Source organism: Tunturiibacter psychrotolerans (genome assembly GCF_051013365.1).
Lineage (GTDB): Bacteria > Acidobacteriota > Terriglobia > Terriglobales > Acidobacteriaceae > Edaphobacter > Edaphobacter psychrotolerans_A.
Map to the genome: position 1 here is coordinate 5,769,077 of NZ_CP132941.1, position 18,255 is coordinate 5,787,331.

The 18,255-nt window shown below is 56.3% G+C and carries 21 protein-coding genes; 11 read left to right on the forward strand and 10 right to left on the reverse strand.

From position 1 onward, the window contains the following. Positions 1 to 9: 9 nt before the first annotated feature. The 4 genes from RBB76_RS24530 to RBB76_RS24545 are packed head-to-tail and all read right to left on the reverse strand — an operon-like array spanning position 10 to position 2,981. Positions 10 to 846: a flagellar basal body L-ring protein FlgH gene (locus tag RBB76_RS24530; protein ID WP_429633648.1), complete on the reverse strand. Its 837-nt coding sequence runs from the start codon at positions 844 to 846 to the stop codon at positions 10 to 12. Continuing rightward, positions 843 to 1,436: a flagella basal body P-ring formation protein FlgA gene (locus RBB76_RS24535; RefSeq protein ID WP_429633650.1), complete on the reverse strand. Its 594-nt coding sequence runs from the start codon at positions 1,434 to 1,436 to the stop codon at positions 843 to 845. The genes RBB76_RS24530 and RBB76_RS24535 overlap by 4 nt, the downstream gene beginning before the upstream one ends. Beyond that, the gene (gene flgG, locus RBB76_RS24540; RefSeq protein ID WP_183980908.1) at positions 1,390 to 2,178 is read right to left on the reverse strand and encodes a flagellar basal-body rod protein FlgG; all 789 of its coding nucleotides are present in this window, start codon (positions 2,176 to 2,178) and stop codon (positions 1,390 to 1,392) included. Before flgG ends, RBB76_RS24535 begins: the two co-directional genes overlap by 47 nt. Positions 2,179 to 2,225: 47 nt before the next feature. Then, the gene (locus RBB76_RS24545) at positions 2,226 to 2,981 is read right to left on the reverse strand and encodes a flagellar hook-basal body protein (RefSeq protein ID WP_429633652.1); all 756 of its coding nucleotides are present in this window, start codon (positions 2,979 to 2,981) and stop codon (positions 2,226 to 2,228) included. A 133-nt stretch (positions 2,982 to 3,114) separates the two neighbouring features. Here RBB76_RS24545 and RBB76_RS24550 point away from each other — a divergent pair, with 133 nt between their 5' ends. The 6 genes from RBB76_RS24550 to RBB76_RS24575 all read left to right on the forward strand — a co-directional run bounded on the left by RBB76_RS24550 (position 3,115) and on the right by RBB76_RS24575 (position 6,823). Further along, the gene (locus tag RBB76_RS24550; protein ID WP_183980910.1) at positions 3,115 to 3,501 is read left to right on the forward strand and encodes a response regulator; all 387 of its coding nucleotides are present in this window, start codon (positions 3,115 to 3,117) and stop codon (positions 3,499 to 3,501) included. Positions 3,502 to 3,634: 133 nt separating this feature from the next. Next, positions 3,635 to 4,087, forward strand: coding sequence for a chemotaxis protein CheX (locus RBB76_RS24555; RefSeq protein ID WP_429633654.1), 453 nt, complete (start codon positions 3,635 to 3,637; stop codon positions 4,085 to 4,087). Between the two features lie 479 nt (positions 4,088 to 4,566). Next, the gene (locus RBB76_RS24560) at positions 4,567 to 5,232 is read left to right on the forward strand and encodes a TetR/AcrR family transcriptional regulator (RefSeq protein ID WP_429633656.1); all 666 of its coding nucleotides are present in this window, start codon (positions 4,567 to 4,569) and stop codon (positions 5,230 to 5,232) included. Further along, on the forward strand, positions 5,201 to 5,707 hold the full coding sequence (locus RBB76_RS24565) for a GyrI-like domain-containing protein (RefSeq protein WP_429633658.1): 507 nt from the start codon (positions 5,201 to 5,203) through the stop codon (positions 5,705 to 5,707). Before RBB76_RS24560 ends, RBB76_RS24565 begins: the two co-directional genes overlap by 32 nt. A 64-nt stretch (positions 5,708 to 5,771) precedes the next feature. Continuing rightward, positions 5,772 to 6,227: a nuclear transport factor 2 family protein gene (locus RBB76_RS24570; protein WP_429633660.1), complete on the forward strand. Its 456-nt coding sequence runs from the start codon at positions 5,772 to 5,774 to the stop codon at positions 6,225 to 6,227. 128 nt (positions 6,228 to 6,355) lie between these two features. After that, positions 6,356 to 6,823 carry a GyrI-like domain-containing protein gene (locus RBB76_RS24575; RefSeq protein WP_429633662.1) on the forward strand — a complete coding sequence of 156 codons (468 nt, stop codon included), beginning with the start codon at positions 6,356 to 6,358 and terminating at the stop codon, positions 6,821 to 6,823. A 110-nt stretch (positions 6,824 to 6,933) separates the two neighbouring features. Here RBB76_RS24575 and RBB76_RS24580 read toward each other — a convergent pair whose 3' ends face one another. The 4 genes from RBB76_RS24580 to RBB76_RS24595 form a co-directional block, all read right to left on the reverse strand. Beyond that, positions 6,934 to 7,893, reverse strand: a complete 960-nt coding sequence (locus tag RBB76_RS24580; RefSeq protein ID WP_429633664.1) for a hypothetical protein — start codon at positions 7,891 to 7,893, stop codon at positions 6,934 to 6,936. A 145-nt stretch (positions 7,894 to 8,038) separates the two neighbouring features. After that, the gene (ftcD, locus tag RBB76_RS24585; RefSeq protein ID WP_429633666.1) at positions 8,039 to 8,959 is read right to left on the reverse strand and encodes a glutamate formimidoyltransferase; all 921 of its coding nucleotides are present in this window, start codon (positions 8,957 to 8,959) and stop codon (positions 8,039 to 8,041) included. A 42-nt stretch (positions 8,960 to 9,001) separates the two neighbouring features. After that, the gene (locus tag RBB76_RS24590) at positions 9,002 to 9,751 is read right to left on the reverse strand and encodes an acyloxyacyl hydrolase (RefSeq protein WP_429633668.1); all 750 of its coding nucleotides are present in this window, start codon (positions 9,749 to 9,751) and stop codon (positions 9,002 to 9,004) included. A gap of 76 nt (positions 9,752 to 9,827) precedes the next feature. Then, the gene (locus RBB76_RS24595; protein WP_183980918.1) at positions 9,828 to 10,577 is read right to left on the reverse strand and encodes a YebC/PmpR family DNA-binding transcriptional regulator; all 750 of its coding nucleotides are present in this window, start codon (positions 10,575 to 10,577) and stop codon (positions 9,828 to 9,830) included. Between the two features lie 513 nt (positions 10,578 to 11,090). Between RBB76_RS24595 and RBB76_RS24600 the strand changes: the two genes are divergently transcribed. Further along, positions 11,091 to 11,915, forward strand: coding sequence for a hypothetical protein (locus RBB76_RS24600; protein WP_429633670.1), 825 nt, complete (start codon positions 11,091 to 11,093; stop codon positions 11,913 to 11,915). Positions 11,916 to 12,567: 652 nt separating this feature from the next. On the opposite strand, the gene RBB76_RS24605 is transcribed toward RBB76_RS24600, so the two are convergent. After that, positions 12,568 to 14,757: an immunoglobulin domain-containing protein gene (locus RBB76_RS24605; RefSeq protein ID WP_429633671.1), complete on the reverse strand. Its 2,190-nt coding sequence runs from the start codon at positions 14,755 to 14,757 to the stop codon at positions 12,568 to 12,570. A 390-nt stretch (positions 14,758 to 15,147) separates the two neighbouring features. On the opposite strand from RBB76_RS24605, the gene RBB76_RS24610 reads away from it, so the two are divergent. From RBB76_RS24610 to RBB76_RS24625, 4 genes are all read left to right on the forward strand, one after another. Continuing rightward, the gene (locus RBB76_RS24610; RefSeq protein ID WP_429633673.1) at positions 15,148 to 15,405 is read left to right on the forward strand and encodes a hypothetical protein; all 258 of its coding nucleotides are present in this window, start codon (positions 15,148 to 15,150) and stop codon (positions 15,403 to 15,405) included. A 5-nt stretch (positions 15,406 to 15,410) separates the two neighbouring features. Then, entirely contained in the window at positions 15,411 to 15,869 is a 459-nt protein-coding gene (locus RBB76_RS24615; RefSeq protein WP_429633965.1) for a hypothetical protein, read from the forward strand. Between the two features lie 69 nt (positions 15,870 to 15,938). Then, positions 15,939 to 16,511 (forward strand): hypothetical protein, encoded by a 573-nt coding sequence (locus RBB76_RS24620; protein WP_429633675.1) that lies wholly within the window; start codon positions 15,939 to 15,941, stop codon positions 16,509 to 16,511. Beyond that, positions 16,481 to 16,708: a tetratricopeptide repeat protein gene (locus RBB76_RS24625; RefSeq protein ID WP_429633677.1), complete on the forward strand. Its 228-nt coding sequence runs from the start codon at positions 16,481 to 16,483 to the stop codon at positions 16,706 to 16,708. Before RBB76_RS24620 ends, RBB76_RS24625 begins: the two co-directional genes overlap by 31 nt. Positions 16,709 to 16,936: 228 nt before the next feature. On the opposite strand, the gene RBB76_RS24630 is transcribed toward RBB76_RS24625, so the two are convergent. Then, complete coding sequence (locus RBB76_RS24630) at positions 16,937 to 17,386, reverse strand: YybH family protein (RefSeq protein ID WP_429633679.1); 450 nt, start codon at positions 17,384 to 17,386, stop codon at positions 16,937 to 16,939. Positions 17,387 to 18,255: the final 869 nt, after the last annotated feature.

Consider the following 18,255-nt stretch of genomic DNA (forward strand, 5'->3'; position numbering starts at 1 on the left):
AATTCCTCATTAGAAGATCAACACTTTTTGTAGGAGACGGACAAGGGCGTTCTGGCGATGCGTGTAGTCGTTGATAATTCCCTTGCCACGCACCTCAAGCTCAAGGCTAGAAATGGCCGTCGACAGAACCTGATTTTGTTGAGAGATATCTTCAGGACGGACGAGCCCCCTCAAAATAATCGTCTGCGTCTGCTGGCTAAACTCAACCTGCCGAGCCGCCTCGATCACAAGCATCCCATTTGAAAGGACCTCTATCACTTGGCCTCCAAACGTAGTGCTCAGGCTCGAATTAGTTGCACTTGTTCCCTGCGCGTTGAGTCCCGATGATGATGTTTGGTTGATTAAATTCTGAAGTGCGTTCCCGGCACGCAATGTGCCGATTAGGCCTGAAATGGAAGAACTCGCGTTGGACGCTCGCGAGTTTTTCACAGTACCGTCCGTCGACGCTGCCAGGCTCTCGGAGACCACAACCGAGATCAGATCATGTGGTCGCATGGCCCGCACGTCCGTATTGATGCGGGTGAGCCTTCCATTGTCAGTCCAGATTGATCCCGGTGCAGGCTGAACGTTGGAGTTTTCCGCGCGTACCCTTTCCAGATACGAGGATAAAGACGCGGCAGCCACATTAGGTTTTGGCTCAATCAATTTATGGATCGCCTCGGTTTGTGCCTGCGACGGTAATGTCGAAAACACAAGCAAAGCGGCAACTATTATCGGCGCAAAACAACCTAACTCACTGTTGTCGAGTAACACCCATAAAGGTCGATTCGTAAGATTCCTGATCTTGTTAGGTGGTGGCAGTTGAATCGAACTGTGAGCTAACTTTGTCCGTCGAATTTCTCTCATGGTTTCATCTCCACATCAGACGGCCCTCGAACAATACCGGAGAATTGCTCATCTATAGACTGGTCATCGGTATTTCTACGAATTAGTCGGACTTTTATAAGGTCACCCAATCCGCCATTCCCTTCTGAGATTCCGGCGACTTCAATCCGCAGAGATGTCTCTTGCCTCCACACCCTCACAATCTCGCCGGCGCGAATTACAACAGATTGCGTAATATTCTTTGCACTTTCCTGCAGTCTGGCTCCTGGCGGCAGGGTTGAATCACGCAGTGGGACGGCAACCGCTGGCCATTCTGGATGATCGCAACGAAGTACCATGGCCCAGGTCTGCCTTAGCACAGGGTCCGACTGGATCCCCTCCACTCGATAACCACGTTTCTCCGATATCGAAGACGACGAAGTAACGGAGGCTGCGGCAATCGCCGTAAGTGGTGTTGCATAGCAAGCTGCGAGAGCGGTATGGGCGAGACATATTCCGGAAAGGGTAAGGAAGGATCTTCCGCTAATCTTTTTGAACTTTGAAAAGACAATCAACATAGTCACCTTACCTAACAAGGCCGTTAATCTGCGAGTACATGTCGTCGGCGACATGTATGACTTTGGAGTTGCTCTCGTAGGCACGTTGCGCCAGAATCATTTGTACAAACTCTGCTACGACATCAACATTTGAGTTTTCTAGATACCCTTGCTGCAACGTTCCTATCCCGCTTGTCCCTCCGGGAGTATCGGTGATGGGGTTGCCCGAGGATGCTGTCTGTTGCAGCAAATTACTGCCGATTGAGCTTAGCCCTCCTGTATTAGGAAAAGTTGCAAGCTGAATCGTGCCAAGCTGAGCAGCGTTTGTCTGTCCGGGAAGAGTTGCCGTCACAACGCCATATTGAGATATCACAACATTAGTCGCGTTAGACGGAATTGTGATTGCGGGCAAGATCGTGTCCCCAGCTGAGGTCACAATCGTGCCCTGGCTATTCAAATGAAAGTTCCCAGCTCGCGTGTAGGCGATGGTTCCATCCGGGAGTGAAACCTGGAAAAACCCAGCGCCTTGAATCTCAAGATCGTATGGGTTCCCTGTATTGTTGGGATCACCCTGCGTCATAATCACTTCGCTCGCGGCTGTCTTGGTGCCCAGACCCACTTGCAAACCGGCTGAAAGAGTCTGTTGAGTCTCGGCGGAACCAGGAGTGACCAAGTTTTGATAAATCATGTCCTCGAATTGCACCTGACGCTGTCTGAAACCCGCGGTCCCTGAGTTGGCCAGGTTGTTTGCGATGGTGTCCAGATTTGTCTGCTGGGCACTCATTCCGCTTGCGGCTGTATACAATGCACGAATCATTTCAAGCTCCTTTTCCTGTAGAGAACTCTGAAAGTATGGACCTTTTGTCAGACTCGAGGAAGATCCTCTGACGCCGTCTTATCAAAGTCGTTATTGAATACGCTCAATGCTTTTTGCATCATCTCTGCTTGTCGTTGCACCAGCACGAGCTGCATTGTGCCGTGAACGGCATCTTCGTTGGCTCCTTCTACCGAACCTTGTTCTACCGAGACGCTCGCGGCAATAGGCTTTGCCCCATTCGCGGAAAATCGGTTAGAGCCCTCAGCGGTGAGAACTGATCTATCCGAAAAATCGAAGGCTCCGACCTTACCTACGATCACACTGCCGTCCGCTGTAGAGGCCGAGATGCTCCCATCGGGTGAGACGTAGATGTTCCCGGTGGGAATAGTGATGGGCTTGAGATTGGCATCGAGCACCGGCTCTCCCTGACTTGTCTGAAGGATCCCCTTTGCGGAGCGGGAGAACGCTCCATCTCTCGTGTACCGAATGCCGTTGGCGGTCTGTACAGCGAAGAATCCCTGACCTTCTAAGGCGAGATCCAGCGGATTGCCGGTGGCTTTCAGTTCTCCTTGTCCGAGATCAAGTCGATTTCCCCCCAAGACTCCGAAGCCGTTTACAGATTGGCCGACCTGCGATGCTGTCTCGGGATCTTGATCGACGCCACCTGCTAGAACCCCACTGAAGTAGTCGCGCTGGGCGCGAAAGCCAGAGGTTCCTGCGTTGGCTAGATTGTTGGCTGCGGTGTCGAGCGCTTGGGTGCGAGCCAGGAGTCCTGTATATGCTGCGTAGAGTCCGCTGTCCATGCCACGAGCTTATGCAGTTCGGTGGCCGAAGTTTCGGAGGCGATCGTTAGAAGGTGCTAAGGAGACGATCGTTCAAGATTGCTGTTGATCTGCCGATACAGCAGTCAGACCAGAAGAAGCGTTGGGAGGGTCGGTGCGAGCTCTAATTATTGATGATTCGGCAGTGATGAGGAAGGTTATCGAGCGAGCGTTGCGGCAGGCGGGCCTCGAGCTCAGCGAGGTGTTGCAGGCTTCGAATGGGGAGGAGGCGTTGCAGACTCTTCGAGACAATCAAGGTTCCGGTGCGCTGGCGTTGATCCTGAGTGACATCAACATGCCAGTGATGGATGGACTGCAGTTTCTGGAGGCTCGGAAGCAGGAGAATCTCGCGCAGGGTGTTCCTGTCGTGATGATTACGACGGAAGGCAATGAGAGCTTCGTGCTACGAGCGATTGCTGCGGGTGCTCAAGGCTATATCTGCAAGCCGTTCACGGCCGAGCAAGTGAAAGCGCGCGTGCTTCCTCTGTTGCGGGCTGCGTAGAACGTTATTGCTGATCGTTCGGATTGGATCTTTCAGTTCGGTCCTTCGAGTCTTGGAATCTGGTGAATCTTAGTTGGTTGAGAGTTGCTCGAGTTGTTGCGGAATAAAAACCGGGAGTGGGAAGAGGACGATTGTGTCAAACGCGCAGGATGAGGCAGTGACTCGGCTGGATTCAGCGGTCGCGGAGGTTTTCGAGACGATGCTGGAGAGGAGCTGCGACCCGTTGGAGGGTGAGGTTGATACGGTGGAGGGGCGGATCGTAGCGAGGATTCAATTTACCGGTGGCGTGGATGGCGAGTGCCTTTTGTACGCGAGCCAGGCTACCGCTTCGGTGACTGCTGAGGCGTTGCTGGGAACCCCTTCAGAGCCGCATGATCCGATGGTGGATGATGCGATCGGAGAACTTTGCAACATGATCGCCGGCGGTTGGAAGAGCAAGCTTGCCTCTCCAGACTCGAACTGCACGATTTCAACGCCAGCCGTCACTCGGGATGGGCTTGAGGGGTATCAGGCGAAGTTTGGAACCAAATTCAGCCGAAAGTATTCGTTTCAGGGCAATGTATTTGGCGTTGTTCTTGCGTTCTAGGGAGGGTACCCCCCCCCTGGTACAACGCGCGTAAATTGCTTTGAATGAACGACTTACAGCGTATAATTGCTCGCAAATTACTCATATCAAAGGGGTTACGTGCAAATTCTTCCAGTCAAAGGACTTACGGGTTTCTCCGACCAGAAGGTCGAAAAAGGAGAACCCCTTTTACTCTGAGACATATCCAGTATAGCTGTTGGGTTGGAACTAATACGCCACGTCTATCCTATTGATAAATCGACACTTGACGAAAAAGAGGACTTGACAGCTTTTGGCGATCAGTAGAAAACGTGGTGCGACTAGAGCGCAGCGGGGCGGTATGGCTGCTTTTCATCTGCAAGTTACGTCCGTGTCGGGGGCTCGCCTGGTTGCTGAGGGTTTTCGCGGTCTCGTGTGAGTCTGGCGTTGGCGGATGCGATCGGCGTGGGAAAATCTTACGTTGACAACATACCAACTGGTTGGTATTGTAGCTGCCAACCATGGGACCTACCTACATGATCGACGCGCGGCACGAATCGAAGACGAAGTTTCTGAATGCGGCGATGCATGTAATCCGAGTCAAAGGCTATACGGCCACTCGAATTGAGGATGTGTGCGCCGCGGCCGGATTGACCAAGGGCAGCTTCTTTCATCACTTCAAGAGCAAGGAAAATCTAGCACTGGCGGCGGCCGAGCACTGGGAAGAGGTGACCAGCGGTTTGTTTCGATCGGCGCCCTACCGGCAGCTGGCCGATCCACTAGATCGCGTTCTGGCGTATGTGGATTTTCGCAAGGAGATTTTGCGGGGAGAACTGGCGGACTTTACCTGTCTGGTGGGAACGATGGTGCAGGAGGTCTACGATACCAACCCGGATATTCGGGAGGCCTGCAACAGGAGCATCAGTAGCCACGCGGCGACCATTGAGGCAGACATCGAAGAGGCTATTCGGAAATACGGCGTTGAGGGGGAGTGGACGGCGCAGAGTCTCGCGCTTTACACGCAGGCTACGTTGCAGGGAGCTTTCATTCTTGCGAAGGCGAAGAGCGGATCCGAGATAGCAGTTGATTGCATTGATCATCTCCATCGGTATATTGAGATGTTGTTCTCTCAATCCGATCCAAGGAGCGTTCGAAATGACAGAGGTACCGCCACAGCGAGGAGATGAAGCATTTGAGGGGTTGTTGGAAGCGCCGCGGTTCGAGGATGGAAAACCGATGCTGTTGGCAGGTTTGCGAGGCAACTACACGGTAGCAACGATGGGAAAGATTCCGGAGCTTTGGCAGCGTTTTGTACCTTACATCGATAAGGTCCCGGGACAAGTGGGCCAGGTGGCATATGGGGTTTGTTTTCCTTTGCCGGACGGCTTCGACTATATGGCGGCAGTAGAGGTGCAAAGCTCTGAGGGAGTTCCTTCGGAGTTGAACACTGTAAAGATGCCTTCGCAGCGGTATGCGGTTTTTGCACATCGGGGTCACATCACAAAGCTTCAGGAGACGTGCTATGCGATTGAGCACGATTGGCTGCCCAAGTCGCGTTACTCGCTCGGGCTTGGGCCGGCTGGTTTCTTTGAGCGTTATGGTGAGGGCTTTGATCCAAAGATCGGCGAGGGCGATATCGAGGTGTGGGTGCCTATCCGATAGGACTGGCGTGTGTTTTGACGATGCAGCAAAGGGGCCGCGCAGCTAATCAGAGAGGAGAACCACGATGGCGACAGTAGCGATACAGAATGATGTTTCGAAGGATCAGGCCGAAGTTCTGGCGGTGATCGATCAACTCCGCAAGGCGAATCATGACAAAGATGCTGCCGGATTTGCGGCGTTGTTCGCGGCAGATGCGGCCGACTACAATCTGGCTCCGCCGCTCACTCATCATGGAATCGATCTCCGCGAGAAGCAGGCGTGGTTTGATTCCTGGGATGGGCCGGTGGAGATCGAAGCGCGTGATTTTGAGGTGACGGTCAGCGGCGATGTTGCGTTCTGTCATGGCTTCATGCACATGAACGCCACCTCGAAGATGGGAGCGCGACTGGTCAGCTTCTGGATGCGCTCCACTCTTCATTTGAAGCGGGACGCGGGTCAGTGGAAGATCACACACTCCCATACGTCGGTGCCGTTTTATATGGATGGCAGTTTGCGGCCGGCTTTTGATTTGAATCCTTAGCAAGCAGAAAGCGATAGAGCGACACGATCGAATAACAACGTCGGTGCTATGCGTTCGCGTGATAGCCGCATGCCTTTTGAACGAGAAAAAGCAGTGTGACGGAAACAAAATAACGAGGAGAAGACATCATGATCGAGACACCGCGGATTGTTGAGACAGATACGCAGCCTGTGGCACTTCTTCATCTCACGGTTCCGGCTTCGGAGATACAGAAGGTTATGATTCCGGGGTTGAACGAGGTGAAGGCTGCTGTGGCTGCGCAGGGAGTGGCGGAGGCCGGGCCGTGGTTTACCCATCACCTGCGAGCTCCGAAGGACACGTTTGATTTCGAGATCGGTGTGCCGGTAGCCGCACCAATTAAGGCGTCGGGCCGTGTGCAGACCGGAGTGTGGCCTACGATGAAGGTGGCGAGGACGGTGTATCACGGCGACTACTCGGGCCTTGGTGCTGGATGGGGTGAGTTGGAGGCGTGGATCGTGAAGAGCGGGTATAAGACGGGGGCCGATCTTTGGGAGAGATATCTTACGGGCACGGAGGTAGGGCCGGATCCGTCCAAGTGGCAGACGGAGTTGAACCGGCCGCTGGCTGGCTTGTAGAGCGGCTCAGGATGACAACGTCTTCGTGCCACAGGAAAGAAAAAGCCCGGCCTCGCTTGATGCGGTGGCCGGGCTTTTTTGTGGGTGAGTCCGATTGCTTTCAGCTGTGCTTACTTGACTACGGATTGGAAGAGCGGCGAGGTGAGGAGGCTGGCGAACTGGCTGTCGGAGGAGGAGTAGGAGACGGTCAGAGTGCCTGCGTTGGAGTCGATGGTGGTCTGGTCGAGAGCCGATTTCTCAAGCGGTGTGCCTGAGTTCTTGCGGAGGATCGAGACGCCCTTCATCAAGGTGGCAGCGGTTGCGGCAGTGAGTGTGTCGGACATGACGACGGCCATATCGAACTTGACGCCGTTCTGGAAGTCCATTGTGTAACGGCTGCTCTTCATGCGGTTCTTGACGGTGTCGTAGTCGGCGAGTTGAGAGGCGTCGCCGAGGACGCTCTTCATCATGGTCTGTGTGCCCTTGGCGTCGAGGAGACTCCAGACTGCCTTGGTGTCTACGACTGCCATCTCGTTGACCATGTCGCTGTTCGCGAGGAAGTTCGAGGTGATACCGTCTCGCGCGTCCATTGCTTCCTTTACGGATTCCTTGTCGCCGAAGACCATGGTGGTCTGGTTGAGGAAGACGACGCTCATGCCGTTGGAGCCCATGGGATAGACGCTGTTGTTGCGGATCATGGTGGGCTTGATCTTGTTCTTGGTGAAGTTGGCCATGACTTCGCGGGTGTGGAACTGGCCCTGGGCGATGCCTACGATACGGGTTCCCTCACCCTTGGAATCGCGGAAGGCCGCGAAGGCGAGGACGTCGGCGTCCTGGTCGACTTTGAGGCCGGAGCTCTTGAGCGCAGTCTCAAGGCGCTTGAGCTCGGGCGGGAGGACGCGGTCTTTGAGATCCATGGCAGCGGGGGAGTTCTGCATGGCGCGATAGTCGACGACGATGAGCTGCTGAACTTCCTTGGGAGTGGCGGACTTGGCGTCGCTGGAGAGCTGGGCAGCGGAGGCGAAGGTGGGGGCCAACATGGTCGCCATGACTACGGCTGCGGTGAAGAGAGTGCGCTTGGTTGTGTTCATAAATCCTTTTGCTCCTTGAGCTACTAGCAGTGTAGCTGCAATACCACCATTGTTCCGTGAATACGCGCTGGTTGCAAGACTGGATGAGACGAGTTCTGTTAGCAAGCTTGCTACTTTCGTGGTAGATGCGGTGGTTTTGGAAGAGTTAGTGCTTAGGCCACGCGATTGGGGAGTGAAGCCTGCGCTCTAATACCTTTCCGTCCGGATCGAAGCCGCTTATTTGACGAACCCAATCGGAATCGGGCTCATAGGCGGCTTCGGGGATGAGGCCGATGAGCTCGGCTTCTTCGATGAGGACGCCGTGGCGCTGGGCGAGGTGCTGGACGGTGGCGTGGACGTGGCGCATGGGGGTGATTCGGAAGTCGGTGACGTTCATGCTGACCTGGGCGCGGCCGTTGGCGAGGACAGCAATGGCTTTGACGCCGTGGAGGCCACCGTTTGCGGCGCGGACGTCCCGGGCGATGGCTCGGGCGGCGGCGATGTCGGGCTGCTGGAGGTGGACGCTGTAGGCGATGAGGAAGCTGCGGGCTCCGACGGCGGAGGCTCCGGCGGTTTCGTGGAGTTCGGGGCCGCCGATGTCGGGACGACGGGTGGCGTCGCGGAGGGCTGCGTCGCGGAGGCCTTCGAATTGGCCGCGACGAACGTCTTCGAGGAGGACGCGATCGGGGCGGGCGGCGGCTGCTCCGTAGAGGTATACGGGGATGCCGTAGCGGCGCCAGATGAGGAGGCCGGCTTGGCGGGCGAGGACGGCACAGTCGGCGAGGGAGGCTCCGCTGACGGGGATGAAGGGGATGACGTCGGCTGCACCGATGCGAGGATGGACGCCGTTTTGCGTCGTGAGGTCGATGAGCTCGGCTGCTTTGCCTGCGGCGCGGACGGCGGCTTCGACGATGCCGGCGGGTGAGCCGGCGAGGGTAACGATGGAGCGATTGTGTGCGGTGTCGAGGGACCAGTCGAGCAGGCGCACGCCTTCGACCTGCGTGGCGGCGACGATCTTTTCGACTTTGGCGACGTCGGTGCCTTCAGAGAAGTTGGGGACGCACTCGATGATGGCTTCTGGATTCATTTCAGCTACTGCTCGTGCGCGATTCGCGGCTTATTGTAAGAGTTATTTCCACCAGGTGTAGCCGAGGGAGAACTGAACGCTGGCGTTGACGCCGGGATTGCGGTCTCCGAGGGAGGCGCTGGAGATGTGGACGCCGTTGGCGCTGAAGTCGATGGAGCGACGGGGGCGGAGGAAGTAGTGGAAGCCGATGCCGCCTTGCGGGGTGAAGTTGAAGACGCTGGCGTCGGCGTATTTGCCGTCGTTTTGTGAGTTGTAGGGTGGTCCGCCGAAGGCTGGGTACTTGTGGTTGGTCCAGAGGAGGCCGCCGGCTGCCTGGCCCCAGAAGGAGAATTTTTTGGTGCCGATGACGTTCCAGCGAAGGATGATTGGGGTGACGGAGGCTCCGGTAAAGGTGCCCCCTACGGTGTAGAAGGGGGTGCACTGCGGAGGAGTGCCGGGTGGGTTGGTGCAGAAGGGACGCTGGAATTTTGGTGTGTAGGACTGCCAGAAGGGGAAGGCTTCGACGGCGTATTCGAAGTTGCCGCGGAGGGGACCGTGGCCCATGTTGCCGGTGAGGACCTTGCCGGCGTGGACGCCTGCCATGAGGAACTTGAAGTCGTCGCGGTTTTCCGTGACGCCGAAGCCGCCCTGGACGATGGCTCCGATCTCGAGGGGCTGATGGCCCTTGGGATCGAGGAACGGGTTGTTCTCGTTGGTGACGATTGCCTGGCCGGAGGAGGGGCGAGTAGCGGCGAGCAGGAGGGCGAGGGCCCAGAGGGTGGTCGCGCCAATGCGTGCGAGTTGCTTGATCACTTAGGTCTCCGGTGTTGGTGGCAGAAGAAGGCCGCCGTTGAACGGCGGCCGTTTGGGGCTTAGCTACCGTTGTTGCTTAGTGGCTGGCGTTGGCTACCGCAGCTTCGTCGAAGTCGAAGTTGGAGTAAACATTTTGGGTGTCGTCCAGATCTTCGATGGTCTCGAGGAGACGGATCATGGCGTTGGCCTGACTGCCTTCAAGTTTAGTGTAGGTTGAGGCGATCTTGGTGACCTCGGCGTGTTCGGGGGTGATCTTTGCGGCCTTGAGGGCTTCGGTGACGGCTTCGAAGTCCTTGGGGTCGCAGAGGACTTCCCAATTTTCGCCTTCGTCGGAGAGGTCTTCGGCGCCGGCGTCGAGGACGATTTCGGTGAGCTTGTCTTCGGACGCGGTCGATTTGGCTACGGTGATGACGCCCTTCTTGGTGAACATCCAGGAGACGGAGTTCGATTCGCCGAGGTTTCCGCCGTTCTTGGAGAATGCGTGGCGGATCTCGCTGACAGCGCGGTTCTTGTTGTCGGTGAGAACGTCGACGATGAGGGCTACACCGCCGGGTCCGTAGCCCTCGTAGGTGATCTCTTCGTAGCTGACGCCTTCGAGTTCGCCGGTACCGCGCTGGATGGCGCGCTTGATGTTGTCGGCGGGCATGTTCTCGGCTTTGGCAGCGGCGATGGCGCCACGGAGGCGGGGGTTGCCGTCGGGATCGCCTCCGCCGGTCTTGGCGGCGATGGTGATTTCTTTGATGAGGCGGGTGAAGATCTTGCCGCGTTTGGCGTCTGTTGCGCCCTTTTTGTGCTTAATTGTCGCCCATTTTGAGTGGCCGGACATGGACTACCTCGGTGTTGATTTTGCGTGTGCCTACGATCGGTTGCGGGCTTGCGCGACCTTGTGATTTTAGCATGTTGGGGAGGGGATCATGCATCCCGCTAGAAGCTGTCCTGCCGGACGGGCCTCCTGCGCGAAGTGCGGGCGTTCGCACGCCTTTTTAAAGCTTCGCGTTGTCCTCCCGTTGGTCGGAATTATCTTTGTTCGCGACCAACGGGAGCGCCAACCGAAGGGGTAAACAAGTCACGAAGTGACCGCCCCACGCGCAGTGGGCTCGTCCGGCGGGACAGCTGCGGGTTTGGTGTAACGGTTTCGACCGCGGGAGAGTCCTATTAGAAGATCGAGTGAACGGGCAGAGTCCGGTTTGAGGTTGGAATGAGATGTTTGGGGGGACGGACTACTATACTGATGTGTGTGTACCTGACGTTTGTCTGGCCTTGCTGCGTCGGTTGTGCGCAAAGCCGACACTCGAGGGAGCAGATCGTCGCTTCGCATAGTTTTGTGGAGGGCGGAAGCATGATTCAGGTCGACTTTGCGGCGGGAGACCTTGATCTGTCGCACTCGGACATTGTCTCGTGGGTGCAGGCGTCGGCGCATTCGGTGGCGGTGTACTACGGCAGATTTCCGGTGGCGCGGGCGCGGGTGGTGATTGAACCGATCGCTGGCGAGTCCGATTCGATTCACGGTACTACGTGGGGAGATATGGGGGGCTTTCCTGCTCTGACACGGATTCGTTTGGCGCAGCATGCGACCAGAGACGACCTTAAGGATGACTGGGTTATGACGCATGAGCTTGTGCATACGGCGTTGCCGGATCTTCCGGATGATCAACATTGGATGGAAGAGGGGCTGGCGACGTACATCGAACCGATTGCGCGCGCGGGGACGGGCAGGCTGACCGAGGCGAGGGTGTGGGCGGAGTTTTTGCACGAGATGCACAATGGCGAGCCGGAGCGTGGGGATCGGGGGATGAACAAGACGCCGACCTGGGGACGGACGTACTGGGGTGGGGCGATGTTTTGTCTCATGGCGGATGTTTCGATCCGACGTCAGACGAACGACAAGAAGGGGCTTCGAGATGCTCTGCGCGCGGTTGTCGATAGCGGGGGTGGGATCGATAAGGACTGGCCGCTGTCGCGTGTACTGCAGATCGGGGATCACGCAACGGGGACGACTGTTTTGACGGATATGTATGCGAAGTGGAGCGAGAAGCCGGTGGATGTAGATCTGCCGGCGTTATGGAAGGAGCTGGGTGTGAGTGCTGGGCCGAATAATGGTGTGGTGTTGAATGCGAAGGCTCCGCTGGCGGGGATTCGGGACTCGATTAGTGCGTCGAATTGACAGACTGTGGAGAGAATGGCGAGAGCAAAAAGCCAATATTTGAAGTTTCCCACAACCCCGTTTCCAGGGATGTTCACTCGGCCAATTTTCAGGAACCTGCTAAACGATTCTCGAAGATTGTCAGCCGGGTTGAGTGAACGATAGGTAAATGGCCGGTTTCTGTCCCGGCGTTATATCCGATTCGTCGTAACGATCGATGCGACTCTTGTATGCACCTGGTTTTGAAAGGTCATGGATCACGCCAACTTTAATCCCGCCACATAAAGCTCACCGAGGTTTCTCCGTAGACGAACAGCCCCCTTGGGGCCGGCAGGAGCCTGCTTGAGCTTCTCAGGGGTCTGGGAGGCGACACAAGAGGGGCGGAGCACGGCCCGGCCCGGAGCAAGGACGTCCGTGAGCCATACTTGGAGACGAGCAGGAACAGAGCTGCGGTGTTGGCATCCACTGTGTGGGTGAGAAGTCCGGCGCTCTTGCGACGAACTTCGCGCTCGAGCCTGAATTGCGTAAGTCCCTACCCCTCTGTCCCGAAGATCACCATGACGACATTCCAGTCAGAACGCCGGACGGCAACGTTTGGTACAAAATGAGGCACACGAGATATTGGTTGCGCTGGTGAATGGCTCACCCGCCATCTTTGGATTCCCCCCGTCCGCTAGTTTGACGGTGCAGTGACTGTGACCGATACGTTGCTGATGACTGCCTGTTCAAAGTTGTCGCCGGTAGATGCGGTGAAGTAGAGGTAGGCGACGGGAGGAACGTTGACGCTGCCGGAAAAAAGCTGCAGCCCATCCATCGTGACAGTCGTCATTCCCTGCACGATTGAGACGACATAGTTATGCGACACCGTAGCTGTGGCGGTGGCGAGTGGAGGGACATTTGTATTGACGATGAAGTACGGATTTTCCCATTGACTGACCTCTCCTCTACCCACTGCGACGTAAGGAACAGGTGGATCGTTGAGATCATGATAGTCATCGAAGGCGACCACGACTCCGGGAATTCCCTCAGCTCCCAGCCCGCCTCCGTCCATTCCGGCACTGGTGGTCGTTGCTCCGCGAGAGGGGTCGGCCAAAGTCATGGTGTAGCCGTCTGCTGGAGTTGGGCTCGAATTACTGGTCGTGAAAGTGAAACTGACTTGAAGGTTGCCGGTAGAGATGAGGTTAGGCCAAACGATCTGACCGCTTTGAAAAGTCGTAGCCCCGGTAAGTTGAGCGGTGCAGGAAGCGGAAGGTGGTAGCGCACTGCCATTCGGGAGCCAACCGGAGCAAAGACTGCCGATAGCTGGAAGAGCTCCAACGAAGAGTGAAGCTGGACCGCTGGTTACAGAAGCAGAAGATCCGTTACTGACGACCACATGAAAGACCGAGCCAGAATCGGTGGTTGCCGTCGAAGGCTGGGTATAGGTCGCACTCGTTGCGCCTGAGATCGCGGAGAAGCTGGAGGTTCCGGGCGCGGCCTCGAACCATTGATACGTCAGAGGGAGGGCAGAAGTAGCCGTTACCGAGAACGTAGCCGATCCTCCGGCGCTGACGTATGCGGTTACAGGCTGCTTCGTGATCTGGATTCCATTACCAATCACAAGAATGGCGATTGGAGAGGTGGCCTGCCCGTAACTGTTCGATACGATGACGTAGTAGGCATCCTGGTCGTTGGTGGCGGTAGTATCTGCAGCCGGCACAGTGTAAGCGGCCGCGGTTGCACCCGTGATCGCGGTGCCGGTGTTGCTTCCCGCCGGAATGCGATACCACTGGTAGGTGAGCGTGGGAGGTCCAACAGCGGTCACGGTCAATGTTGGGGTGCTGCCAATGGCTACGGTTTGGCTGACAGGTGCCGTGGTGATTGTGGGGGGCACATTGCCTGGAGTGACGGTGAGGGTAGCGGAGGTGCTGGTAAGAACGGTCGCGCAGGCGTCCGTCACGGTGACGTAGTATTGCGAGCCGCTGGAACTAAGTCCCTCTACCGGGGTCGTATAGGTGCTTGAGGTGGCACCAGCGATCGCAACTCCAGTCGAACCGCCGGGAGCGGTGAGGTACCACTGGTAGCTAAAGGGAGCGTCTCCCGCAGCCGCAACGGAGAATGTGGCGGTCTGGCCTTGTGCGATCGAAAGGCTTACAGGATTCGACGCAAGAGACGTTCCCACCAGCACCGTGGCCGCTTGTGAGGTGACGCTGCCCGCAGCATTTGTAACCGTGACGGTGTAGCTGCCGGCATTGGTTGCAGTGGCGCTAGCGATGAAGTAGCTCGAGCTGGTGGCGCCGGCAATCGGCGATCCGTTAAAAGACCACTGGTAGGTACTTGCGTTGAGTGCTACTACAGATAGCGTTATCGAGGCGCTGTTGCAAACATTCACGCTCGACGGCTGCGTCGTAATCATTGGCAAGCCAATCATTGTCGTAAGCGTCGCAGGATTGCTAGTGGTCGATCCTGCAGCATTGGATACAGTGACCGTGAACTTCGAGCTATTGTCTGCGATCACCGTCGCAGCAGTGGTGTACGTACTCGAAGTGGCTCCTGCAATCGCTGCTCCGTTGTCGAACCACTGATAAGTGAGCGGCGCGGTTCCTGTGGCGGTAACGCTGAACGTCGCAGTTTGTCCCACAGTTACAGCCTGATTCGCGGGCTGCTTCGTGATGGTGGGGCTTTGAGCAGAGTTGCTACTTCCTCCTCCTCCGCTGCAGGCTGTCATCACGAGCAGTACCAGGGTGGCGGTGAGAAGCTGGATGCATCCCGACCGGAGCATCACCAAGCGGCTTGATCGCCGCGCGCCGATCAAAATGCCGCGACGCCAAGTCAAAAGTGACGAAGCGAAAAGCGAGTTAAGAGATGCAGCTACTTTCAGCATGGGGCTCCTAAACAGCGTTGCAAAATTACAGTTCGGACCTATCACTGTGGCAGAGGGCTCTACACATTCCGAAGGGGCAACGTCGCCGACCGGGCCTAACAATGAGCAAAAGGTGAATCTTCAGCAAAGACAGCCATGAAGGACTTTGAGCTTAGTATACCTAGGCGTTAGACGAAACCCCGTTCCCGGAAAGTCAGTGTTTGCGGCAAGTTCAAGAATGAAGTTTCCGAGAACTCCGTCAATATCGCAGTCCTTAGCTGCTCAATTCCCACAAAATCCCTTGTAGGAGTTAGCCCACGGCGCTTGTGCTGATAGAAGGCGATTGAGCATCTTAGCGGTGCTATACTCCCGCCATTGCGGCGCAAAGTAGGTCCTTTAAGAGGTTGTTGGATGAGCGAAATTACTCGCTTGATTATCGGTGCATTGGTGGTTGTAGCAATTTCGGTCGCCGCACCGGCTCAAAGCGCACCTACATTTCGGTTCATAGAGAAGCCCGGACCTCAACTTGTGGGCCTCAAGGTGGTCCAGCAATACGATTACTCCCGCACATATCAGTCCCAGTCTGACGATCTAGGAAAGCCCTATAAAGGCGAGCGAGCTCGCCCCCTGCAGACGCTCATCTGGTATCCAGCCGAAAAACTGCTTTGAAATCGATGACCGTCGGCGATTACGGCAATCTCGCGGCTACGGAGACAAGCTTCGACAAGCCGAATCTGTCCATTGCCCATCAGAAGTGGCTCGACGGCATCAAGCCCACGCTCGCCATGCCTATGTGGGCGGTGCGCGATGCCCCAGCCCTAGCTGGGCGTTTTCCCGTCGTGATTTACGCACCCAGCTTCTCCGCAATGTCCTGGGAGAACGCCGACCTGTGCGAATACCTCGCCAGCAACGGCTATGTCGTCATCGCCAGCCCGGACATGGGAGCATCGACACGCGAGATGACGGGCGATCTCGCCGGTATCATCGCCCAGGCGCGCGACATCTCTTTTCTCATCGGTTATGCACAAACCTTGACCAACACTGACATGTCCGCCATCGCTGTGGCGGGATTTAGCTGGGGCGGCATCTCCAACCTCTTCGCCGCTGCGCAAGACAACCGTATCGACGCCTAGTAGCCCTTGACGGCAGTATGCGTTATTACCCCGGACTGGTGAAGCAAGGCGAGGTGCATCCCCGAGCAGATGACGATTCCTCTTTTATTTTTCACCCAGGGAGGAATGACGCTCGAAGACGAGTCCCGATACCTGAACAGCGATGCGAACAGAGGTCCCAGTGTCCTCAACGCGTGGACACACGGTGATCTCGTCCTAGTGCATATGTTGGGGCTAGTGCACGTCGAACACAGTTCGATGTATCAGCGGAACGAGGATGTATGGAAGAGTTTTCACGAAGAACAGATAGCTGACTATGGTCGCGAGGACGGAATCGCCGGTTACGCTTGGATCGCCCGCTACACGCTTCATTTTCTCGACGCCTATCTGAAACACGACGCGGCGGCAAAGGAATGGATTAAGAAAACACCTGCTGAAAACGGCGCGCCCGAACACTTCCTCTCCACAACCTACCGCCCGGCAAAAGGCATGCCAGCAACTCTGGAATCTTTTCGTGCTGAACTGGGTCAGCAGGGCTTCGATCACGTCGAAGATATCTATGCAGCCATACGGAAGAATCCCCAGACTTCAAGCTCGATGAATCTGCAGTCAACAACTGGGGCTACGAACTCATGGCCGACGGCCACCTCCCCGAAGCAATAGACATCTTCAAATTGAACGTGAAGAACTATCCCGACTCAGGGAACACCTATGACAGCCTCGGCGAGGCTTACATGAGATCCGGTCAGAAACAGCTAGCTACCGACTGCTACAAGAAGTCGTTGGAGAAAGACCCATCCAACAGCAACGCCAGGCGGAAGCTAGAGGAACTCGGAGAGCATCAAGCGGAGCCAAGGTAGGCTTATCAGAGTAGATGTGTTGAGGTTTCTAATTACCGAAATTTGCTTGAGCCCCATGAAAACCTTGCCACGAAAGTTACGCTCGCGGCGCTCGCACGGTTTTGCCCAACACCTGCTTACGAACGCGCCCAAGGTTATCGGTCCTCGGAAATGTGCTTAGTACATCTACACTATGGACCATGGGCTTAGGCAGTTCCCTGAAGGTCGGGTTATCGGCAATGTGACTATTCAGTCGGTTGAGGCTGGATCAAGTGGAGAGGGTGTCTGTCGCTCAGGTTGATCAGTCGTGGCCGACGATGACCAGCTCACAAGCAAGACTAGCCATAGACCCACTTGTTTCCGCAGTTCCCATCTGTGGCTTCCCGCTGCCTGCCTGGGGGAGGGGTCTCCCGCCAGAGAAAACGTGGTTCTATAGTTCGCAGTCAGAGACACACTTTCGTTTGATCCGCAAAGGCGGCGGTCAGATATCTCGATCGAGTGAATCTGAGCAGTTCCCTCTTCTAAGTACGCGAGAACCGCATCGCGGCCATACACCGACGGCCCATCCGGAGGACGTAACTCGATATCCTCGGCGCAGCAAGCCAGCAAGCCTTGTGCCTCCCCAGCCACTTCAAGCTCCATCCACGCTGAGTGGAGTCGCTCGATGGTTTGAATGGTCTCGTCCGTAAGGTGGTCCATGGCTTTCACTGTGGATCATAGGCCGAACAATATGGTTCGGTCCTAGAGTCGGTCCATTGCTCCCAATCCGGAAGTAATCCCGTAGTTCCCGCAAGTCGGGTTATCGGCAAGTTCGGACACTGACGGACTCGAGGTAGAAGAAAAATGGGATACAGTTAATCTGTGAGTCCGAGTCGCCAGCTTCGTCGAACGTTTGCGCTTCTCCTCGCATGCCTTTGGATCACGAGCGCATCTTTTGCCGAGCATCTCTCTGCAAAGTTCCCACTATGTGAGCCGGACCACTCTCCCTGCTGCCCACTACCTGTGAACAATGCGCCTGTATCTTGTCCGGCGTGTCAGGCGTCCATCACAGCAGCGGAAAAACAAGAGAGCAAATCGGAGGAAGTCCGTTTCACACCACGTTCTGAGTGTGTTCTCCACACCGGAGCGGCCCTTCCGCCCCACGTGGCTCTGCATGAACTTACTCAGGGATTGCGATATCATCCGACGGTTTTTCAGCTTAAGGACGATCTGCGAGTTTAGAGAGATTCTCTATGCCTGCGCGCATTTCATGGCCCGTTCTTATCTGTGGTCGTGTCGTTCCTTGCCGAAAAACCTAAAGGAGATTTTATGAAGATCAAAGTCCTATCGTTGGTATTTGCAGCAGTTATGCTCTCGTCTCTGTCGGCTTCTGCCGCAACGTTTCACGTCTGCTGCGGAGACCCTGCGTGTTGTGATGGCGGCACTTGCTGTCAGTAGCAAGTGTTAAAACGGAGAGGCCGCCTTCGGGCGGCCTCTCTCAGGTGCGCATGAGATTCATGCGAAGGCTCCGCTAGCCGTAGTGCGAGAGTTGACTGGTGTGCCGAGATGACGTCTGTTGCAGGGAATGG

Excerpts from the sequence above, each read along its gene's own strand:
- RBB76_RS24530 (WP_429633648.1), bottom strand. The coding sequence starts at position 846 with ATGAGAGAAATTCGACGGACAAAGTTAGCTCACAGTTCGATTCAACTG.
- RBB76_RS24535 (WP_429633650.1), bottom strand. The coding sequence starts at position 1,436 with ATGTCGCCGACGACATGTACTCGCAGATTAACGGCCTTGTTAGGTAAG.
- flgG (WP_183980908.1), bottom strand. The coding sequence starts at position 2,178 with ATGATTCGTGCATTGTATACAGCCGCAAGCGGAATGAGTGCCCAGCAG.
- RBB76_RS24545 (WP_429633652.1), bottom strand. The coding sequence starts at position 2,981 with ATGGACAGCGGACTCTACGCAGCATATACAGGACTCCTGGCTCGCACC.
- RBB76_RS24560 (WP_429633656.1), top strand. The coding sequence starts at position 4,567 with ATGGGACCTACCTACATGATCGACGCGCGGCACGAATCGAAGACGAAG.
- RBB76_RS24565 (WP_429633658.1), top strand. The coding sequence starts at position 5,201 with ATGACAGAGGTACCGCCACAGCGAGGAGATGAAGCATTTGAGGGGTTG.
- RBB76_RS24570 (WP_429633660.1), top strand. The coding sequence starts at position 5,772 with ATGGCGACAGTAGCGATACAGAATGATGTTTCGAAGGATCAGGCCGAA.
- RBB76_RS24575 (WP_429633662.1), top strand. The coding sequence starts at position 6,356 with ATGATCGAGACACCGCGGATTGTTGAGACAGATACGCAGCCTGTGGCA.
- RBB76_RS24580 (WP_429633664.1), bottom strand. The coding sequence starts at position 7,893 with ATGAACACAACCAAGCGCACTCTCTTCACCGCAGCCGTAGTCATGGCG.
- ftcD (WP_429633666.1), bottom strand. The coding sequence starts at position 8,959 with ATGAATCCAGAAGCCATCATCGAGTGCGTCCCCAACTTCTCTGAAGGC.
- RBB76_RS24595 (WP_183980918.1), bottom strand. The coding sequence starts at position 10,577 with ATGTCCGGCCACTCAAAATGGGCGACAATTAAGCACAAAAAGGGCGCA.
- RBB76_RS24600 (WP_429633670.1), top strand. The coding sequence starts at position 11,091 with ATGATTCAGGTCGACTTTGCGGCGGGAGACCTTGATCTGTCGCACTCG.
- RBB76_RS24605 (WP_429633671.1), bottom strand. The coding sequence starts at position 14,757 with ATGCTGAAAGTAGCTGCATCTCTTAACTCGCTTTTCGCTTCGTCACTT.
- RBB76_RS24610 (WP_429633673.1), top strand. The coding sequence starts at position 15,148 with ATGAGCGAAATTACTCGCTTGATTATCGGTGCATTGGTGGTTGTAGCA.
- RBB76_RS24615 (WP_429633965.1), top strand. The coding sequence starts at position 15,411 with ATGACCGTCGGCGATTACGGCAATCTCGCGGCTACGGAGACAAGCTTC.
- RBB76_RS24620 (WP_429633675.1), top strand. The coding sequence starts at position 15,939 with ATGACGATTCCTCTTTTATTTTTCACCCAGGGAGGAATGACGCTCGAA.
- RBB76_RS24625 (WP_429633677.1), top strand. The coding sequence starts at position 16,481 with ATGGCCGACGGCCACCTCCCCGAAGCAATAGACATCTTCAAATTGAAC.
- RBB76_RS24630 (WP_429633679.1), bottom strand. The coding sequence starts at position 17,386 with ATGGACCACCTTACGGACGAGACCATTCAAACCATCGAGCGACTCCAC.